The organism is Paenibacillus mucilaginosus 3016, assembly GCF_000250655.1.
GTDB lineage: Bacteria > Bacillota > Bacilli > Paenibacillales > NBRC-103111 > Paenibacillus_G > Paenibacillus_G mucilaginosus.
This window is the reverse complement of record NC_016935.1, coordinates 4137007-4158272: the sequence shown is the minus strand read 5'-3', so window position 1 is coordinate 4158272 and position 21266 is coordinate 4137007. Positions and strand designations below refer to the sequence as shown.

General features: G+C 51.3%; 8 protein-coding genes. 7 read left to right on the top strand and 1 reads right to left on the bottom strand.

Going from position 1 to position 21266, the window contains the following annotated elements; translation table 11 throughout:
- The first annotated feature begins 215 nt into the window (after nt 1–215).
- The 6 genes from PM3016_RS18145 to PM3016_RS18120 all read left to right on the top strand — a co-directional run bounded on the left by PM3016_RS18145 (nt 216) and on the right by PM3016_RS18120 (nt 15487).
- Complete coding sequence (locus PM3016_RS18145) at nt 216–3071, top strand: glycoside hydrolase family 3 protein (RefSeq protein ID WP_014370429.1); 2856 nt, start codon at nt 216–218, stop codon at nt 3069–3071.
- 319 nt (nt 3072–3390) lie between these two features.
- Nucleotides 3391–5058: a cellulase family glycosylhydrolase gene (locus PM3016_RS18140; protein WP_014370428.1), complete on the top strand. Its 1668-nt coding sequence runs from the start codon at nt 3391–3393 to the stop codon at nt 5056–5058.
- 690 nt (nt 5059–5748) lie between these two features.
- On the top strand, nt 5749–7284 hold the full coding sequence (locus PM3016_RS18135; RefSeq protein WP_013917907.1) for a glycoside hydrolase family 43 protein: 1536 nt from the start codon (nt 5749–5751) through the stop codon (nt 7282–7284).
- Between the two features lie 440 nt (nt 7285–7724).
- Nucleotides 7725–12275, top strand: a complete 4551-nt coding sequence (locus PM3016_RS18130; protein ID WP_041619461.1) for a cellulase family glycosylhydrolase — start codon at nt 7725–7727, stop codon at nt 12273–12275.
- Between the two features lie 118 nt (nt 12276–12393).
- Complete coding sequence (locus PM3016_RS18125; protein ID WP_013917905.1) at nt 12394–13203, top strand: polysaccharide deacetylase family protein; 810 nt, start codon at nt 12394–12396, stop codon at nt 13201–13203.
- Nucleotides 13204–13783: 580 nt separating this feature from the next.
- Nucleotides 13784–15487 carry a glycoside hydrolase family 2 protein gene (locus PM3016_RS18120; RefSeq protein WP_014370426.1) on the top strand — a complete coding sequence of 568 codons (1704 nt, stop codon included), beginning with the start codon at nt 13784–13786 and terminating at the stop codon, nt 15485–15487.
- Nucleotides 15488–15601: 114 nt separating this feature from the next.
- On the opposite strand, the gene PM3016_RS18115 is transcribed toward PM3016_RS18120, so the two are convergent.
- Entirely contained in the window at nt 15602–17155 is a 1554-nt protein-coding gene (locus PM3016_RS18115) for an alpha-L-fucosidase (protein ID WP_238540547.1), read from the bottom strand.
- 437 nt (nt 17156–17592) lie between these two features.
- On the opposite strand from PM3016_RS18115, the gene PM3016_RS18105 reads away from it, so the two are divergent.
- Nucleotides 17593–21186, top strand: coding sequence for a glycoside hydrolase family 2 (locus PM3016_RS18105; protein WP_014370424.1), 3594 nt, complete (start codon nt 17593–17595; stop codon nt 21184–21186).
- Nucleotides 21187–21266 lie beyond the last annotated feature (80 nt).

Below are 21266 nucleotides of genomic sequence, written 5' to 3'. Positions count from 1 at the left end.
AGAAGAATGAGTAAAGGCGGGTATACGAGGGTTTTATCGCCCAAAATGCGATAGAGAACGTCGTCCGCTCTCCACTGTTCGGAAGCAAATTTTAGAGTGTGTCGCTGATGGTGATTGGAGAGATATTTAAGGATTTCCTAGGAGAGTGAGAAAATGACAATCGAAAAGGATTACCTTTATATTTCAATGCGCCTCTCGAGGACCGTGTAAACGACTTGATTGCCCAACTGACACTGGATGAGAAAATTGAGCTTATGCCGCAGTACCAGATAGCAATAGAGCGTCTAGGCATACAGGCGTACAAGCATGGCACGGAGGCGGCACACGGCATGGCTTGGCTCGGGGAAGCGACCAGTTATCCTCAACCGATCGGTCTCGCTTGTACATGGGATAGCGAGTTACTAAAGAGAATCGGCAGCGCAATTGGGGACGAAGCTCGCGGCTTTTACAAGCAGAATCCGAATTTTAACGGCTTGACGCTGTGGGCGCCAACGGTTGACTTGGAGCGGGACCCTCGGTGGGGTCGGACGGAAGAAGCGTATGGCGAGGATCCGGTTCTGGCCGGCAAACTAGCCGCTGCACTCACGCAAGGCATTCAGGGGGACCATCCTTTTTACTTGAAAGCCGTTGCAACGCTGAAGCATTTTATTGGTAACAATAATGAGGCAGGAAGAGGCGATACATCTGTCAGCCTCGATCCACGCAACCTGCGCGAATATTACCTGAAGGTATTCGAGATCACGTTCAAAGAAGGCGGAGCCCAGTCGATGATGACGGCATACAATGCGGTCAACGGCGTGCCGGCCAATCTCAGCGAGCTCGTGATAGACATCGTTAAGGGCGAATGGGGAATGAACGGCTTTGTCGTGAGTGATGCTTTCGACGTAACGGGCACGATGCGGGATCATCACTACGTAGAGACGCTGAAGGAAGCGGTGGCCCGGTCGATTCGGGAAGGCGGAATCGACAGTATTACGGACGATGCAGCCGTAGTGACGGAGGCGATCCATGAAGCATTAAAGGACGGGCTATTGACAGAAAATGATCTGGATACCGCTCTGCGTAACATGTTTCGCGTTCGTTTTCGGCTTGGGGAGTTCGACCCGCCGGAACGGAATCCATATGCCGCGATCGACGAGTCGGCAATTCTCCATCCAGAGCACGCCAAGCTCGCGAGGGAGGCTTCGCAAAAAGCTGTCGTGCTGCTCAAGAACGACGGGAAGACGCTGCCGTTGCAGGCAGACAAACTGAGCAAGGTTGCCGTCATCGGCCCGCTTGCCGATGTTGTTTATCAAGACTGGTATAGCGGTTCATTGCCATATGCGGTTACCCCGCTGCAGGGAATTCGCGAGAGGCTGGCAGCGGAGGGGAAAGACGCCGTAACGTCATACGCCGCCGGCACCGATCGCATGCGCATTAAGGCTATATCTAGCGGACGGTATGTCCGGCTCGGCGAAGATTCAAAGTCGCCTCTCGCTGCTCGTGCGGAGAGGCCCGAAGAAGGCGACATTTTCGAAATATCGGACTGGGGCTGGGGTAGCCATACATTAATTGCACTGCGCAATAGCCTCTTCGTGACAACGGACGACAAGAATTTGCAAGCGTCGGCTCATCGGATTTGGGAATGGTTTACGAAGGAAGTGTTCCAGATACTACCTGTAGACCAGGACAGTTCGCTAGTTACCTTCTCGACCTGGAACGGAACACCTGTAACGGTTGATGATGAGACAGGTATACTGCTCGTAGGTGATGGCCAAGAGGTTGAGATGTCGAACGATATTAACGTCGGAGGAGCAGCGGAGGTGGGCAGTTCGGTTGTGGGAACGCAAGCCGACACATTCGAGATTGAATGCGTGTCGAGCGGTTTGGACGCGGCCGTCGCATCGGCTCGCGGAGCCGACGCGGCAATCGTGTTTGTCGGGAATCATCCACTGATCAACGGCAAGGAGACGATGGATCGGCCCGACATCACGCTGGCGGAATCACAGGAAAAGCTGGCGCTTGCTGTAATAGAGAAAAACCCGAACACGATTATAGTGGTCGTCGGCAGCTACCCGTTCGCCTTGAACGCTTTACAGGAGAAGGCGAAAGCGATTATCTACACGTCTCATGCAGGTCAGGAACTCGGCCGTGCTGTTGCGGACGTTCTGTTTGGCAATGTCAATCCCGCAGGCCGAGTGAACATGACGTGGTACAAGTCCGTCGATCAGCTTCCGCCATTCATGGACTATGACATCATCCGTGGCTGCCGAACGTATCAATATTTTGAAGGCGAACCGCTATATCCGTTCGGACACGGCCTATCGTACAGCGACTTCCGTTACGAAGCCTTGCAGTTGTTGCCGAACCGCGCTGAGGCCGGGACAGACACGGCAGTCCAGGTTTCCTGCCGTGTGACGAACATAAGCGACTGTGAGGGTGAAGAGGTCGTACAGCTTTATGTTCGCGCAGACGCATCCCGGGTCAAGCGCCCGCGCCTTCAGCTGGCGGACTTCAAACGTATCGCTCTGGCTGCGGGAGAGTCTGCGGAGGTGACGTTCCAACTACAGCTCGAATCGCTCGCCATCTGGGACGTAACGCGCGACCGATTCTGCTTAGAAAGCGGAACGTACACGGTCATGCTCGGCGCTTCCTCCGTCGATTTGCGGCTCGATGGCAGCCTTACAGTCTCAGGCGAGACGATTCCGCCGCGTGACCTTACGATTGTGACTCGGGCCGCAAATTACGATGCGTACCAAGGCATCCATCTCGGTGAATGCATCGAAGGCGGGAGCGCCGCAGCCGTATACGGCAATAGAGGCTGGCTTGCATTCCATGACGCAGAACTCGGTGCAGGCATCTTCGCGGTCGAGCTGCGGGCCGCCGCTACTGAGGATGCTGAGGTTGAATTTCGATTGGATGGACTGGATGGTCCGATTGCAGGTAAGTGCAAGATTCCAGCTGGCGGGGAACGTGACTGGCGGAGCCTCACTTGCGGGCTGACAGGCGTCTCCGGCAAGCGCGACGTGTACGTAATCTTGGATGGTCCCGTCTCTCTCTCTTGGTTCCGGATGTTGGCCGACAAAGCATAAATAAACTCCGCTTTACTTTTGAAGATGCATGTAAACGAGATATTCCAGGTAGCTAATAAGGGCGCTTCGGATCTATTTAATTGACACGAGGCGCCTCATTACTTTGTAAAGAGCAACACCCGGCGTTTTAGTCTATAATATGCTAATCGATGGCTAGATAATAAAGGTGGGTTCTAACTGATCTCGACTATAATGAAAACACAAGGAACTGAAAACGCTTACTTTTGCATTATCAGAAGCGTCTGTTGAAGCGAATTAGGAGGTGATTAGCGAGGTATTATTCTTTTCAACTACTTTTCAGAGAAGAGGGTGCCATTTGATGTCCAAATTTACGTTCAAGTCCTGCAAGTTATTCATGATCGCATTGATTATTATGTTTACAACCGTTTTTGCAAGCCTGGGATCCACAGTATCGGCGGCTACTATGACATGGGATTTCACGCCATATAACGCCGCTCAAATTACTTCAGCTATGGGTGCTGGATGGAATCTAGGAAACGCATTAGATGCTAATATTAATGGTGTTCCTAGCGAAACAGCATGGGGTAATCCAGTTATCACAAAAGCGTTAATTCAAAAGGTAAAAGCAGCAGGGTTTAAATCCATTCGGATCCCGGTTACGTATATGAAAAAAATCGGATCTGCTCCGAATTACGCCATTGATGCTGCGTATCTGGCCAGAGTGAAAGAAGTTGTCGATTATGCTTACAGCGAGGGCCTGTTTGTCATTCTCAATATTCACCATGATGGCGCTCACTCTACTACCCCCAATACCCCGTCAGATAATTGGTTGTTGCCGAATGCAAGCGATCAAATTACGATTCGAGACAAATTTAAAAAGGTTTGGCAGCAAATTGCCCAGACATTCATCGATTATAACGAGCATTTGATCTTCGAATCGATGAACGAAGTATTCGATGGGGTGACATATGGCGGGGTACAGCCTGACCTCACGATATATTCAAACATTAATACATTGAATCAAATCTTTGTGGACACCGTGAGACTGACCGGCGGAAACAATGCGGCAAGATGGCTGTTGATTCCAGGATGGAATACGAACATTGATTACACGGCAGGCAACAATGGTTATACTGGCTTTGTACTTCCGACAGACTATAACAGATCAAGTACAGTTCCTAGCTCCGAAAAGAGAATCATGATTTCTGTCCATTATTACGATCCTTACACCTTCTGCCTAGTAGAAAACGGAGGGGCTACCCAATGGGGAGCAACAGCCGACCCTGCCAAAAAAGACTCCGGGGGACAGGAAGCCCACTTGGAGTCACAATTCAAATCCATGTACGATAAGTTCGTTAAACAAGGTTATGCTGTAGTCGTGGGAGAATACGGTGCAATCGATAAGTCGGCTTATGACTCGTCCAACAATACTTATCGTGCCATTTGGACAAAAGCAGTTGTCTCAACAGCGAAGAAGTATAGCTTAGTTCCTGTATGGTGGGACAATGGATCCAATTTTAGTTTGATTAACAGACATAACCTCTCCATAACACAGCAAGGAATCATCGATGCCATCATGAGCGGAATAGGTAATTATTATAGGATCGTCAACCGCCATAGCGGCAAGGTTCTGGATGTAAATGGCTACTCAACTGCCGATGGCGCTGCTGTAAATCAGTATACGTATACTGGCGGCTACAATCAGCAATGGGAATTGCTTCATGTCGGACTTAACAGTTATGAACTCATAAATCGTAATAGCGGCAAGGTTCTGGAAATCGGGGGGTGGTCTTCTTCTGACGGAGCTGCAGCTCAACAATGGGCACATTCTGGTCTTGGCAGCTATAATCAACATTGGCAGATGATTGATGTAGGCGGTGGTTATTACGAATTTAAAAATGCTGCAAGCGGCAAGTATCTGGAAGTATTCGGTTGGTCTACTAATGATAGTGCAACAGTTGGTCAATGGTCATTAGGCAATCAGTATAACTTTAATCAGCAATGGCAGTTGGTTCCGATTAATTAAATAAAACCAAGGAAACGCAAAACAACAGAATACTTGTTATCTTTCAGCTATCAGTGGGGCTCACTGCCCGCTATAACGAGCCCAACCACCTTCAAGCTTAAGCTTTGCAAAAGATATTGTCATATTCGCGAAGCTGGCGCAGGACATTTGCTAGACGCGAAGCTCCACCTACCTGCAGACAACTTGAAGTATTTAAACTATGAGGTTCTGGAGCGTCTCAACGAATGGAAGCAGGAAGTGCCGTTTATCGATTGCCCGGTCAACATCGGCATTCTCCAGCGTTTGGTTTGCAGTCGGCGTACTTGTGTTTGTGGGCGGGCTTATACTCACCATTTACATTACACGAGCGAACAATAAACCTGGCGGCTTACGGCGCAACGACTTACAAGGATCTGCGAAGCTGAATGAAGAATTTACAAATATGGTGAAAGCCCGCGCTGAGCTTTGGTCGAAATAAGTGCAAGCGGATCAGCTAACGGCTTGCCTTAAACATACTCAGAAAGGTTTGCCTTTTACTGGTTTACTGGTCTTGGGCAATCCTTTTTTTTTGCTGTTTAGAGCTTGAAATACAAATGGCTAAATCATGCTATTCGAGGACCTGAAAATGAAGGTGCAAGCCTATGCCGTGTTTTATAATCCGAATGGAAGGTTTCGGTACTATCAAACTTTAGAATGATTAGGAGTTGTAACATGGAGACGACGTGTAGCACCGCGACGTATAGCAATCCGGTAATACCAGGCTTTTATCCCGACCCGAGCATCTGCCGTGTCGGAGATGATTATTATTTGGTGACAAGCACTTTTGCTTATTTTCCTGGAGTTCCTATATTTCATAGCAAGGATCTTGTCAATTGGCGCCAGATCGGACATTGTCTGACGACCGAGCAGCAATTGCCGCTGGCCAACGCCTGGTTATCGGGAGGGATTTACGCCCCGACGATCCGCTATCACGATGGCTGGTTCTATATGGTTACGACGAATGTGAGCGGGGTCGGCAACTTCTATGTTCGCAGCCAACGGCCGGAAGGTCCTTGGTCCGAGATGATACCTGTGGTGCAGGGTGGCATCGATCCATCTCTTTTATTCGATGAAGATGGCAGCGTATACTTTCAATCCACTTATTCCGGCAATGAAGGCTACGGCATTTATCAGTGTGAGATTGACATAGCGACCGGGACAATGCTGACAGTGAGTCGCCTGATCTGGAGAGGAACGGGCGGAGCGCATGCGGAAGCGCCTCATCTTTACAAAATCAACGGACTTTATTATTTGTTGATTGCCGAAGGCGGGACGGAGTACGGTCATATGGCGACGATAGCGAGGAGCGACGCTCCATATGGACCTTACGAACCATGCCCCCATAATCCGATTCTTTCTCACCGAAGCCGGAAGAACAGCATACAGGCAACCGGGCATGCAGATTTGGTACAAGCGCATGACGGCAGCTGGTGGGCGGTTTTCTTGGGTGTCAGACCTGTCTCCTATCCCTACCGGCATCATTTGGGCAGAGAGACGTTTCTGGCGCCCGTGTCATGGACGGCCGACGGCTGGCCAATCATCGGTAATGGGGGAAGCGTCGAGAGCGTCATGGATGCTCCGCAGTTGTCGGAGGTCCGGTGGCAGACGCACTCAACCCGAGATGATTTTGACGATGCAACCTTAGGCTTCGATTGGGTGTTCCTGCGAAATCCGAATCCGTTATGCTGGTCGCTCAGCGAATCGCCGGGGAATCTTGTATTGCGCGGAAACGAGGCGTCTCTAGACGATGCCGGCGCTCCAGCCTTTGTAGGCCGTCGTTTGCGCCACTGGTCAAGCAACATTGCCGCCTTGCTGAATTTCGAACCGCAGCAAGATGGCGAGGAAGCCGGACTTACCGTGTTTATGAACGAAAACTATCATTACGACCTGGCCGTAACGCGTAAAGAAGGGCGGAAAGTGATCGTATTCCGGCGAACGGTAGGATCTTTGAGATCGGAGAGCACGCTAGTATGCTTAGACGGGCCTGTTGTTCTTAAGATTGAAGCGCAGCCGGAATGGTTTCACTTCAAGCTTCAGCAGCATCCATCCGATGTTCTTGAAGTGGGATCCGGAGAATCGCATCTGCTCTCGACAGAGGTAGCGGGCGGATTTACGGGAGTAATCATTGCGATGTACGCGGTCTGCGAAACGGGGCAAGGTTCACCGGCATGCTTTGATTGGTTCGAATATGAACCGTTGAACGGATGATGTTGCGGCGAAACAGGACAAGACGAATTGGCAGATTTATTGGGCAGCGGGCATCGCATTGCGAAAAATGGTAGATCACAACAAGGTGCTGGGCCACTTCCTTACGAAGCCCTGGTACCTTGTTCGTCTCTATCGAGAAAATCCAAATTTAACCGGACTAAATCGTGCTATACATGTCCAAAAAATTAAGGTTCGCGATTCAACCTGTTGATAAAGTAGTTATGCAAGGAAAGATGTGGGATGAGGAGGAGTGGTTATCGAAAACTGAGAACGCTCTCATATATCGGCTTTCAACAAGGGCAAGTGGCATGATCGCAAGAAGAAAACGATTGAAGAAGGAGATTCGCTTGATGAAAACAAGGAAAACGTCGCGTGGATTCACCAAACAAATGATTTCCTTATGTAAGTCCGCTTCAATTCTGGTGACGACCGCCGCGTTAATGGTAAGCATTGGCCCTGCCTTGACGCTCCCTAACAAGGCATTCGCGGCGGATTCGACCGGAAGCGCAGCAGCGGCCGTACAGTCGGACATCGTGCCAATGAAGTCACAAGCCTATGATTGGGGCAGGGTGAAGATCGTCGGAGGCGGATTCATTCCGGGCATTATTTACAACCCGAAGGAGAAGGATCTCATCTATGCCCGCACGGATATGGGGGGCGCGTATCGCTGGGACCCCGCGACGAAGAAGTGGATTCAGCTGTTGGAATGGGTGAGCTTAGAAGACTGGAACCTATCGGGCGTAGAGAGTATCGCTACCGACCCTGTCGATCCGAATCGCGTCTATATTGCTGCCGGCACCTACTCGAACGACTGGGTGCAGTCGAACGGTTACATTCTCCGTTCGCAGGATCGCGGGCAAACGTGGGAGAAGACGGAAATGCCGTTCAAATTCGGCGGCAACATGCCCGGCCGTTCCATGGGCGAACGTCTGGTTGTCGACCCGAACGATAACCGGATCCTCTACTTGGGAGCCCGCAACGGGAACGGATTGTGGAAGAGCGAGGACTACGGAGCGACATGGCATAAGGTGAGCAGCTTCACTGCAGTCGGCGATGTAAAGGATGACTACGGCGGCAATGTCGGCCCAGTATGGGTCACCTTCGATCCTTCGACGGGCTCTGCAGGCCATGCGACGCAGACGATATATGTCGGCTTGGCGGATACCCAGACGAGCATTTACAAGTCGGTCGACGGCGGGGCTACTTGGGAACCGGTAGCGGGTCAGCCGAAACAGGGCTTCCTGCCCCACCACGGTACGCTGGGTTCCAACGGTATGCTGTACGTATCGTTTAACTCGACGATCGGACCCTACCTCGGCGGCAATGGCGCAGTATGGAAGTTGGATACGAAGACGGGCGAGTGGACGGACATCAGCCCGGAAGGAGCCGGCAATACGAGCAATCCGTACGGCGGTCTTGCCGTCGACGCTCAGCATCCGGATACGCTGATGGTCGCCACGATGAACAAATGGTGGCCGGAGGAATCGATTTACCGCAGTACGGACGGCGGGAAAACATGGAATTCGTTGTGGCAGTTCAGCTCCTATCCGAAGCGAGACAACCGGTACACGATCGATTATTCCATCTCGCCATGGCTCGACTGGGGCGTTCAGCGCGATCCTGAGACCGATCCGGAGACCTCGCCGAAGCTGGGTTGGATGATCGGCGACCTGGAGATCGATCCGTTCAACTCCGACCGGATCATGTACGGTACCGGGGCGACGCTGTTCGGCTCCGAGAACGTGACCAATCTCGACAAAGGCGAGAAAATCGGGATCTCCGTCATGGCGGACGGGATCGAAGAGACCGCGGTTCTCGGCTTGATTAGCCCTTCATCCGGGGCGCCGTTGATTAGCGCGATGGGCGATATTGGAGGGTTCCGTCACGAAGACCTGAATACGGCGCCGCGCATGATCAGGAATCCTTATATCGGAACCAGCACCGATCTGGACTACGCGGAGACGAATTCGAATTTGATCGTGCGGGTCGGCCATGCATCGAACCAAGACGCGCGGATGGGCATATCGACGGACAACGGCGTCACCTGGACGCCGGCGACCAATGCCTGGCAGGCGGAGAATGGCGACAACACGAGCGGAGGATGGGTCGCGGTCGGCGCGAACGGCCATACGATCGTATGGGCTCCGCATCCGGATGGTAGCGCTGTCCGGCCGGTGAGCTTCTCTACCGACCTTGGCAAGACGTGGACGGCCTCGAAAGGCATCCCGCAAGGCGCGAGCGTCTCTTCGGACCGCGTCAATCCGGACAAATTCTACGGTTTCCTTGACGGGAAGTTCTATGTCAGCACGGATGGCGGCGCCAACTTCACGGCTTCGGCGGCTTCCGGACTGCCGAATAATCTGAATGGCAAATTCAAGGCTGCTCCTACGGCCGAAGGCGATATTTGGCTTGCCAGCGAGGAAGGACTATTCCGTTCGACGGATTCAGGAGCGAGTTTCGGGAAGATAGGCGGCGTCGACGAGGCGGTATCCGTCGGTTTCGGCAAAGAAGCGCCAGGCCAAACGTATAAAACGATCTATGCCGGGATGAGAGTGAACGGCGGCAAGTTCGGGTTCTACCGATCGGAGGATGAAGGGGCGAGCTGGATCCGTATTAACGACGAACAGCATCAATTCGCGAATGCAAGAGGAACGATTACGGGCGATGGGCAAGTGTACGGCCGGGTCTATATCGGAACGAACGGTATGGGCATCGTGCGCGGCGATATTAAAGAGGGTGCGACGGTGCAGACGCCAATGCAGTCCTATGTCAACGCGATGCAGCCGGGATATAATCTGGGGAATTCCCTGGATGCAAGAGGCCCGGATGAAACGTCTTGGGGCAATCCGGTTGTCACTCAAGCATTTATTGAACAAATTGCCGCCCAGGGCTTCAAAAGCATCCGGATTCCCGTGACCTGGTATCAGCACACGGGACCTGCGCCATCCTACACGGTTGACCCGGCGTGGATGAGCCGGGTACAGCAAATTGTCGACTGGTCGCTCGAAGCCGGCCTGCACGTCATGATCAACATGCACCACGATTCGGTGGAATGGGTCAACACGATGGACACGAACCATGACCAGGTCGTAGCCGAATACACGGCGGTCTGGAAGCAAATCGCCAACACGTTCAAGGATTATCCCAACAAACTGGTGTTCGAAAGCATCAATGAGCCGGTTTTCGGCAACAACCTAGCAGACACAACGCAAATGTCGCTGCTCGATGAATTGAATACGACCTTCTTCAACATTGTAAGAGAGTCCGGCGGCAATAATGGGGTTCGTCCGCTTGTTTTGCCGTCGCTGTGGACGAATGCCAGCCAAAAATATGTGGATTCGCTTGCAGCCACGATAGAACAATTGAACGACCCGAATCTGATCACTACCGTTCATTTTTACGGCTTGTGGCATTTCTCTGTAAACATCGCAGGCTACACAACGTTTAATGCCGAAGTGAAAAACGATATCGATACAACGGTTAACAATGTCTATAATACGTTCGTATCGAAAGGCATTCCTGTTGTCATAGGCGAATACGGAATACTCGGTTACGGTAAGGGTGAGGAAACCGTCGAGCGCGGCGAGATGCTCAAGTATTTCGAATACTTCCTCCATGCCATGCAGTCGAAGAGCATTGCGACGATGATGTGGGATTACGGCCCGTACGTTAACCGGACAACTTTCGAGTGGAGTGACCCGGAGCTATATCATATTATTATGCATAGCTTGACCGGCCGCACTTCGACGACGTCTTTCGATCGAATCTTCATCAAGAGCGGGGAGACGGTCAGCGACCAATCGGTCACCTTGAACCTGAACGGCAACAGCTTTGTCTCGCTGAAGAATGGCGATCAAACGCTCGTACCCGGCACAGACTATACGGTGGACGGGGACGTATTAACGCTCAAAGCAAGCTATCTTTCAAGTCTCGCTACAGGCGCATTAGGCCAGAAGGCGGTATTGTCGGCCCATTTCAGCGCGGGTCCTGCGTGGAAGTTGTACGTTAATTATTATGATACAGCGACGTTGTCCAGCGTTTCCGGCACGATCACCTCCCAAGGCTTTGATATTCCTACAGCCTTCAATGGCGATCGAGTCGCTACGATGGAGGCAAAATATGCTGATGGCGGCAATGCCGGTCCGCATAATTGGACTTCGTACAAGGAAATTTATGATTCCTACAATCCTGACTACGCCAATGGAAGAATCAGGCTTACGCCAAATTTCTTCCAGAATACGAATGACGGAGTTGTGAATCTGACGTTCCACTTCTGGAGCGGCAAGGTAGTCACATACACAATGACCAAGAACGGCACAACCGTTACAGGCACAGGTGCCGGCAATTCGGCTCCATCCGTCTCGATCACCTCGTATGAGGATGGCCAGGCGATCAATCTGAACAATCTGCAGCTTAACTGGACGTTCCATGACGCCGACGATGCGGATGTTCAATCTGCTTATCAGGTTCAAGCCTCCAGCAACGGTTGGGAGACGGTCGATGTGGACAGCGGCGAACTGGCGGGCGCATCCGGTTCATACACTTTGAATGGATTGGCGGACGGAAATTGGTCGATCAGGGTTCGCTTGAAGGACAATGGGGGCACCTGGTCGGAGTGGGCGTACAGAAGCTTGGTCATTGATACGGCTGCTCCTACCCTGAAAGTTGTCCTGGATAAGGAAACCTTGTGGCCGGCCAACAATAAGCTGGTTAAAGTAACGGCAACTATTGAAACGGATAATGAGCTGTCTCAAGTGGAATTGCTGTCCATTACGCCGAGCGCTGCCGTCGACAGCTATGAATCTATGGTACAAGAAGCCGAATTCAGCACATTCGATACGGAATTCTTGCTTCTCGCCAAAAAATCCAAGGGTAAAGGGCCTCTAGTTTATACGATTACTTATAGAGCGACCGATCAAGCAGGGAATGTAACGGAAGCATCTTCCACCGTTACTGTTCCTCATGATCAATCAGGAGAAAGAATAAGCTAGTTCAGAAGCTTGATGCCTCCGGCCGTAATGGTTCGGAGGTATTCAGGTGTAATGGTAACGGAAGCTTCCGATGCGGTTTTGTTCCACTCCGTTCCACAAAACTTAAGGAGGAGTCATAATGGGTAACGTGAGCATTCAATTCGACCGGTTTCCGAGAGGGCTTGGCAAGGCGGTCGTGTTTAGTTTTGACGATGGCCGCGAGCAAGACAGGAGGCTGGTGGAGGCTTTTAATCGATATGGCCTCAAAGGAACGTTCCATCTGAATTCCGGCAATTTCGGCCAGGAAGGATATATCACTGCCGAAGAAGCGTCGGACTTATTTCGCGGTCACGAGATTTCGGCCCATACCGTCACGCATCCCTTCCTGGAGCAGTCTCCGGATGACCAGATCGCGGAGGAACTGATCGCGGACCGCCGTAATCTGGAGGCGATTGCGGGATACCCAGTTCGCGGCATGAGTTATCCGTTCGGCACCTACAACGACCGCGTTGTGCACGCGCTGCCGGTGCTCGGTATCGAATATGCCCGCACCGTCCAGAGCCATGGCGGCTTCCACATGCCGGATGATCCGCTGAGATGGCATCCGACCTGCCACCATAAAGACATGGTCGAGAAGGCGGAACAGCTGCTGTCGTCCAAGCAGTGGTTCAGCCGGATGGAACTATTGTTTATCTGGGGCCACAGCTACGAATTCGATCATGATGACAACTGGGACCTGGTAGACAAGGTGGGCGAGCTGATCGGCGGCGAGGAATCGGTCTGGAAAGCGTCGATGACGGACATTGTAACCTATCAGAATGCCCTTAAAGCGCTCCGTTTCTCGGTTGATCGAAGCATGGTGCATAATCCGAATGCCCGTGAGGTTTGGATTAGCGCAGACGGCGAAGCCGTCCGTATTGCGGGAGGCGAAACGAAGAGGCTGCGATAGCAAGTAACAGATTTCTCCATGATAACGAAAATGTTAGTAAGGTGCCGGGGCACTTCTTTTCGAAGCCCTGGTGCCTTTTTCGTTTTAGGCGTGCCCAGAGGCACGCATTCTCTAGCCGGAGAAAGTCCGGCCGTGGGAGGGGCCAAGCCCCCGCCCTTCGTATCTTTTGAGTCGCCGAGATTTATAAAGGATATGGCAATATCTCCGTTCGCAAGAGGCTTTACGAGAATATCAACGTTAAAAAAACACTTTAATATGACTCCCTCACGATGGAGAGAACAAGAGTTCTTTCAACAATCCATAAATAACTATGAATGAATCAATGTTATTTCGGCGGCCTTGATCCGGTCATCTATCGGACTAAGGCCGTTTAATTTTGCTTGCAATCGATTGTTGTTGTAAAAGCGAATGTAAGCCTGAAAGTCTCTTGGCTACAGGCGCGAGTCCTAGAGGCTAAATCATGCTAATCCATGACCTGAAAATCATGGTTCACAATGTAACCGTACTCTATAATTTGATGTGAAAGTAATGGAATATAAGAGCAATCATCGAATTATATGAAGAGTTTGGAGGGAAAACGTTGCTGCGATTGTTTAGAACGAATGAAATACGCGACGTGCAAGAGTTGGAAGGCGATTGGGATTTCCAACCGACTAACGGAAAGGACGGGTTGCCGTCCCGCTACGAATACCGAATGCCCGTACCCGGGTGCTGGGAGATGCATCCGCAGTTTTCAACCTATCGGGGCAAAGCCGTATACCGGCGAATGGTAGAAATATCGCGGAAAGGCGCAATCCGGCTTGTTTTCAAAGGTGTGAGCCATACAGCTGATATTTTTTTTGACGGTATACCGGCAGGACGCCATTATAATGCGTACACGCCGTTTGCTCTCGTCATTCCGGATGTCGAACCGGGAATGCATGAAGTTGCCGTGATCGTGGACAATTCGTTCGGCGAATCGTCCGCGCTCCATGTTCCGAACGATTATTATACCTACGGGGGCTTAATCCGACCTTCGGCCATTGAGCTGCTGGATGAATTATTCATCGAACGAATCGCGTTTACGCCGATTTGTACAGCCGAAGGCTGGCAGGGGACGATTCGGCTCTATGTACGGAATATCGGGCAACGGGCTTGCCGCGCACGGCTGCAGCTCAGTCTGGCGGGCCGGGACATTGATGCAGGTGAGGCGAGCGTGATGCCGGGTGAAACCGTCGAGCTATCGATTACGGAGCCGTTTCCTGGCATTACTCCTTGGTCGGCAAGTGATCCAACGCTTTATCTGCTGAAGGCGAGTCTGTATGTAGAGGGGCAGGAAGCCCCCATGGACGATTTGATTGAGCGGGTCGGCTTTCGAACGGTGTCGACGAAGAACGGGCGCATCCAGGTAAACGGCGAGGACGTTGTGCTGAAGGGCTTCAACCGGCACGAGGATCATGCGCTGGCAGGAGCCGCCATTCCTTATCCGCTTATGGTGCACGACATCGAGTTGATGCTGGACATGGGCGCCAATACCGTACGGACCAGCCACTATCCGAACGACGAACGGTTTCTTGATTTGTGCGATGAGCGAGGCATGTTTGTATGGGAAGAAAATCATGCGCGCGGCCTTAGTCTGGAGCAAATGAAGCATCCGCTGTTCGCCAAGCAATGCGAGGATTGCAACCGGGAGATGGTAGAGACTCATTTCAATCATCCAAGCATCATCATTTGGGCAATTCTGAACGAATGCGCGAGCGATACGCCGGAAGGCCGGGAGATATATCGGACGCAGCTCGAGCAAATCCGAACGATGGATTCGTCAAGGCCGCTAAGCTTTGCTTCGCATCACCGCGATCGCGAGCTTTGCTTCGATCTTGCGGATATCGTCTCGTTCAACTTGTATCCGCTCTGGTACGAAGAGGAGGATCCGCTGGAGCTTGTCAAGGAGGCGAGGCGGTGGGCGGACGAAGCCGGCGGTCTGGAGAAGCCGATGATCATGAGCGAATTCGGGGCCGACGGCTATTATGGCTATCGCGATCCGAGCCGGGTGAAAGGAACGGAGGAGCGCCATGCCGATATCATCGAGCGCAATCTGGAAGCTTATACGTCCGTCCCATTCTTGTCCGGCATGCTGATCTGGCAATTTTGCGATTGCAAGGTAACGGAAGGGACGGGATGGCTGCTGACCCGCGCCGGAACGCAGAACAGCAAGGGAATCGTCGACCGGTACCGCCGACCCAAGTTGGCTTATGCCGTGGTAAAGAAATATTATGCAGGACAACTGCGCTCTGAACAGGAGTAATTTCTCATCGCGTAGCTTATATTTACCTAACCATAATCGGAATGCATCCTCTTATAGTAAACAACGAAGCCGGCTACGGGGGAACGTCAGCCGGCTTCGCTATTTGGCTTGGGATTAAGCATGTAGTTCGATCGCTAAGCAGTTCACGTATGGCGTAGGACGTCTGTCCGGCAGCGATACGATCAGAGCGCCGTACGACTGTTCGAACGGAACTTCACCCACTCCAAGCAACCGGACGGACTTCACTTGGTCTGCTGGCGTCAACGTACGAATCACGGCGCGATGATCCTCCGGCCACCGCATCTGGAAGGCGTACAGCGTATTCCCTTTTTGCGTGAAACGGAAGTCGCCAGCGTTCCAATCCACCCGATCCTCCGTAAAATGGTCGATGACTACGCGGGAGAGCCCTTCGCCCGATACGCGGAATGGCCGAGTGCCGTATACGCCCTCCTCACAAACCCGGATCCATTTCGCCATCTCTTGCAAGATATACGTGCATTCGTCATCAATCGTACCGTCCGGCTTCTGCGGAATATTGAGGAGCAGGTTGCCGTTCTTGGCTATAATATCGACAAGAATTTCGATGACATGCCCCGGTTTTTTGTATTCGGTTCTCACATTGTAGAACCAATCCCCGACACATGTATCGGTCTGCCAAGGGTCAAGTCTGATGTCAGGCGACTGGCTGCGCTCAATGTCGAGGATTCCTATGCGATACACGTCCTGCCTGCGGTCTTTTTGATTAAAAATGGCGCGATTCACCCCGCCGTTGGCCGCTGCGCTGGTATTGTAAAGGTGTGCAACCGCTCGCAGTCCGGCCGTGAACAAGGGGTCGTCCAAGGGAGCGTCTCGTTGATCCCAAGCGCTTGCGAACGGCAGCCCGCCGTCGGAGTACAGCAGATCCGGCTGGTAGAAATCAATGATTTCCTTCATCACGTCGAGCCAGCGCTGATGCCACCAAGGATTATCAGTATACCAAGGCCTTGGCTCGGACGACAGATTGTCCGGATCGTAATGCTCGCGGTTCGGCAAATATAAATCCTCGTACTCCGGGGAGTTACCGTCATAATGGACGCCCGCATAAGGACCTTCCTTGTCCAGTCCTTTATTGAATTTAAACCAGCTGAACGTCGCTCCCAGATGCTCGCTCAAACCGAAAGGAAGTCCCCGGCGGGAAGCGGCGGCTTTCCATAGCGCTAGGATATCTTTTTTCGGTCCCATGTTGACTGAATTGAAACGGTGGAGTTTTGAGTCGTAGTTGAAGAAGTTGTCGTGATGCATCGCCTGCGCGACGAAATACTTGGCGCCGGCAGCTACGTATAGGTCCATCAGTGAGTACGGATCGAAATGTTCCGCTTTCCACAGCTGAACGATATCTTTGTAGCCGAATGTCGACGGATGTCCGTAATGGCGAATATGGTACCGGTATTGCTCGGAACCTTCCACATACATGTTCCGGGCGTACCAATCCCCGTACATCGGCACAGATTGCGCGCCCCAGTGCGACCATATTCCTAGCTTCGCGTCACGAAACCATTCCGGACACTCGAATTTCCCGAGCGATTCAAATGTGGGTTCGAAAGGACCTTTGGCGATATGCGTTTTAGCAAAAAATGAATTTAATATCATATCGAAATTCGTTGTGCGCAGAAATGTAAGCCTTTTCAATATTTTGGTATGAATTCTGTGACAATTTAAGGGGTAATGGGCAGGTGCTTCATACTATATAATCTGGTTGCACGACTCCTCATGGTTGACAGAAGAGATTCATGAAGGAAGGGGGGGATTGAGATCGAACCGACAATGCCGTTGAAACTCTTGTAATGAGCAAGCTCAAATTCATTCAGGCGGAGGTAATTTGTATCCGCTTACACGGAAATTCAATCCGATGCTTCTTGTTAGCTATGGCCGTGATGGTTACAACTGTCTTTTACAGCTGGGGATCTGTCGCATCAGCAACCTAGCGAGTATAGAAAGGGGCATCTGCAAACGAATGAAGAAAACACAAAAAAATATCAAAATCCCCCCCTACAAGCTTGAATTCGTTTTCATTATAGTAATACTGCAACTGATTTAACTACACATTTTTCAAGGAGGCTAGCGTATTGAAAGCAATAAAAGCATCATTGTTGTGTTTCCTGTCGTTTGTGCTCGGTTTTTCTGCAATTGCGATGATGCCGGCGCCGGCTAAAGCCGCGGGTGTCGAAACACAGGTTCAGTATTTATCCGGCACGGACGTGGATAACACGGTGAACTGGGACTTCATGGTTTCCGCCGGTGATAGGAGCAGCGAGGGCTGGACAACCCTACCCGTGCCTTCCGTGTGGGAGTCGCATGGTTTCGGCGTGCTGTCCTACGGGTGGAGTACTGCTAATGAGGTCGGAAGTTATAAGAAGAATTTTACAATGCCTGCGGATTGGAACGGGAGTAGGATATTTATCGTTTTTGAAGGCTCCATGACGGACACCTCGGTTAAGATCAACGGAGTATCGGCAGGACCTACGCATAAAGGCTCCTTCTATCAATTCAAGTATGATATCACAGACAAGGTTAACTTGACAGGCAATAATTTGCTTGAGGTATCGGTTGCCAAATATTCTTCGAACGCCAGCGTCAATGCTGCGGAACGGGAAGCTGATTATTGGCAGTTCGGCGGTATTTACAGACCTGTTTATTTGGAAGCGAGGCCTCAACAGTACATTGACAGAATCGCTGTGGATGGAAAAGCCAACGGCAGCTTTAAGGTCGATGTTCATACGCAAGGCATCACGTCCACCAATACGATCAAGGCTCAAATCAAGACGTTGGACGGCGTTGCGGTAGGTTCGCCGATGACGGCATCCATCAGTGCGGGAGCAACCAAAACAACGTTGAATACGACAATTTTGAACCCCAATTTGTGGACGGCTGAGACACCCAACCTTTACAGAGTGGAAGTCACACTGGAAAATTCGGGTACGGTCGTGCATAAGACTGCCGAACGGTTTGGCTTCAGAACGATTGAAGTAAGGTCGAACGATGGGATTTACATTAACGGCAAAAAGATTATTTTCAAGGGTGCTAACCGTCATGCTTTCCATCCGGATTCCGGCCGAACGATCAGTCCTGCAATCGATCGCGCGGATATTGAATTAATGAAAGAGATGAATATGAATACCGTTCGTATGTCGCATTATCCGCCGGATCAAAGCTTCCTTCACTTGGCGGATGAAATGGGCATGTATGTGGTCAATGAACTGGCCGGCTGGCAAAAGTCTTACGATACGACCGTGGGCACGATCCTTACCAATGAAATGGTGAAACGCGATGTGAATCATCCAAGCATTATTTTCTGGGCCAACGGGAATGAAGGCGGATGGAATACGGCTCTTGATCCGTTGTTTAAACAACTCGATCCGCAGCAGCGTCCGCTGCTTCATCCTTGGGCCGTGAATGACGGGATAGACTCGGATCACTATGAATTCTTCGACAGCACGAAGAATAAAATCGAGGGAACCTCCACTAACGTATTCATGCCAACCGAGTTTTTGCATGCGTTGTATGACGGCGGGGCAGGCGCGGGCTTGGATGATTACTGGAAATACATGGGCGACGTAACTAAGCCGAAAGCGGCAGGCGGAATTATATGGGCGCTTATGGATGAAGGGATCAAAAGACAGGACGGCACGATTGACGTCGCGGGCAGCAATGCGCCGGACGGTATTGTAGGACCATATCGGCAAAAAAGCGGAAGCTTTTATACGATCAAGGATATTTGGTCTCCGGTTCAATTGACGAATCTGTCCTACTATGAGAACACGTTCCCGACCAATTTCAGCGGCAGCGTGGGAATTACGAATGCCTATGATTACACCAACTTGAATCAACTAAATTACGAATGGCAGCTTATTAATTTCAAGACGGTTTCCTCAGGCGTAACCGGATTTGACACGGTGGCAAGCGGAACGCCGGCAAGTCCCAATATACCGGCCAGAACCAGCGGCCAGTTGAATCTGAACTTACCGACCAATTGGCAAAATCACGACGCTCTGCGCGTCATTGTGAAAGATTCAGCAGGTAAGGAGATTACTTCCTGGACCTGGATGATCAAGAGTGCGGCTGCGCTGCACAGCCAGTTGGTAACGGCGGGTACAGGGACGGTTACGACGACGCAAGACGCCAATGAGGTCGTCGTTACGGCGGGTCAGACCGTCCTCAAGTTCAGCAAGTCAACAGGCAACCTGACCAGTATCTCGCAGAATGGCAAGCCGTTCTCCTTCAATAAAGGACCGATTCTTACCGCAGGCACGCAGACCTTCAGCAGCATCAGCGCAGCTGCCAGCGGCAGCAATATCGTCGTAACCGTTAATTATACGGGCAACATGAACTACGCCAAGTGGACGGTTTATCCGTCAGGCTGGGTCGACCTGGAGTATAAATACAACTTGAACGGCAGCTACGATACGATGGGAGTCAGCTTCAGCTACCCTGAGAACAAGGTGCAGGAAGTCAAATGGCTGGGTAAAGGACCGTTCCGTGTTTACAAGAATCGGATGAGAGGTCCGAAGCTGAGTGTATGGAATAAGACGTACATGGATCAAACTATACCTTTCCAATATCCTGAATTTAACGGGTATTACAGCGATACGTACTGGGCGGTATTAAAGACCGCCGAAGGAAATATCACTTTCTCGAGCAAAGACGAGAATTTGTTCCTGCGGCTGTTTAATCCATTCTTCGGAAACAACCCCGTATCAGCAACAGCAGTGATGCCAGTGGGCGACATTTCCTTCCTGGACGGCATTTCGGCAATCGGCAACAAGTTAAGTACAGCGGCAGACACTGGGCCTCAAGGGGAGAAGAACGTCGCGGCTGGAGATTATACAAGAACGATCAGCTTCAAGGTAGATACGTCTAGCGCACCCGCTACAGCAGGCGGTAATATCGCATTCAATAAGCCGGTTACCTTCTCGGCGCAAGAAGTGGGCAGCGAGGCATCGAACATTGTTGACGGTACAACGACCGCCAAGTGGTCCGCGCAAACCTATCCGCAATGGGCACAAATCGATCTGGGTCAAAATTATTCGATCGATAAAACTGAGCTTGTGCCTTATTTTGACCGGGCATATCAATACAAAGTAGAGGTATCCACGGACGGAACGAATTATACGCAGGTTGTGGATCGAACGGCCAATACCGCAGGCGGCTCTCTGTTGACGGACAGATTTAACACCATTACCGCGCGATACGTGAGATTGACCGTTACCGGCGCCAGCAATTATACGGGCGGCTGGGCAAGCATTAACGAGTTCAGAGTATTCAAGAGCGTAAATCTGGCTTTAAACAAGCCGATTACCTTCTCGGCACAGCAAGCGGGTAACGAAGCATCCAACATTGTCGACGGCAGCGCGGGAACGAAATGGTCTGCCGAGACTTATCCGCAATGGGTACAAATCGATCTGGGTCAAAATACTTTAATCAACAAAACAGAGCTTGCACCTTACCAAAACCGGGCTTATCAATACAAAATAGAGGTATCCATGGACGGAACGAATTATACGCAAGTGGTGAATCGTACGGCCAATACCGAGGGCAGCACTGTGCTGATGGATACATTCTCCGCCGTTACAGCGCGATATGTGAGATTGACCGTTACCGGCGCCAGCAATTATACGGGCGGTTGGGTGAGCATTAACGAATTTGGCGTTTATCAGAATTAAGTTTTACCGTATGTTAATAGGAGCCTCAGAATGATCGGCAGCCCGGAACAAGCAAGTCTTGTTCCGGCTGTTTCGTTGAA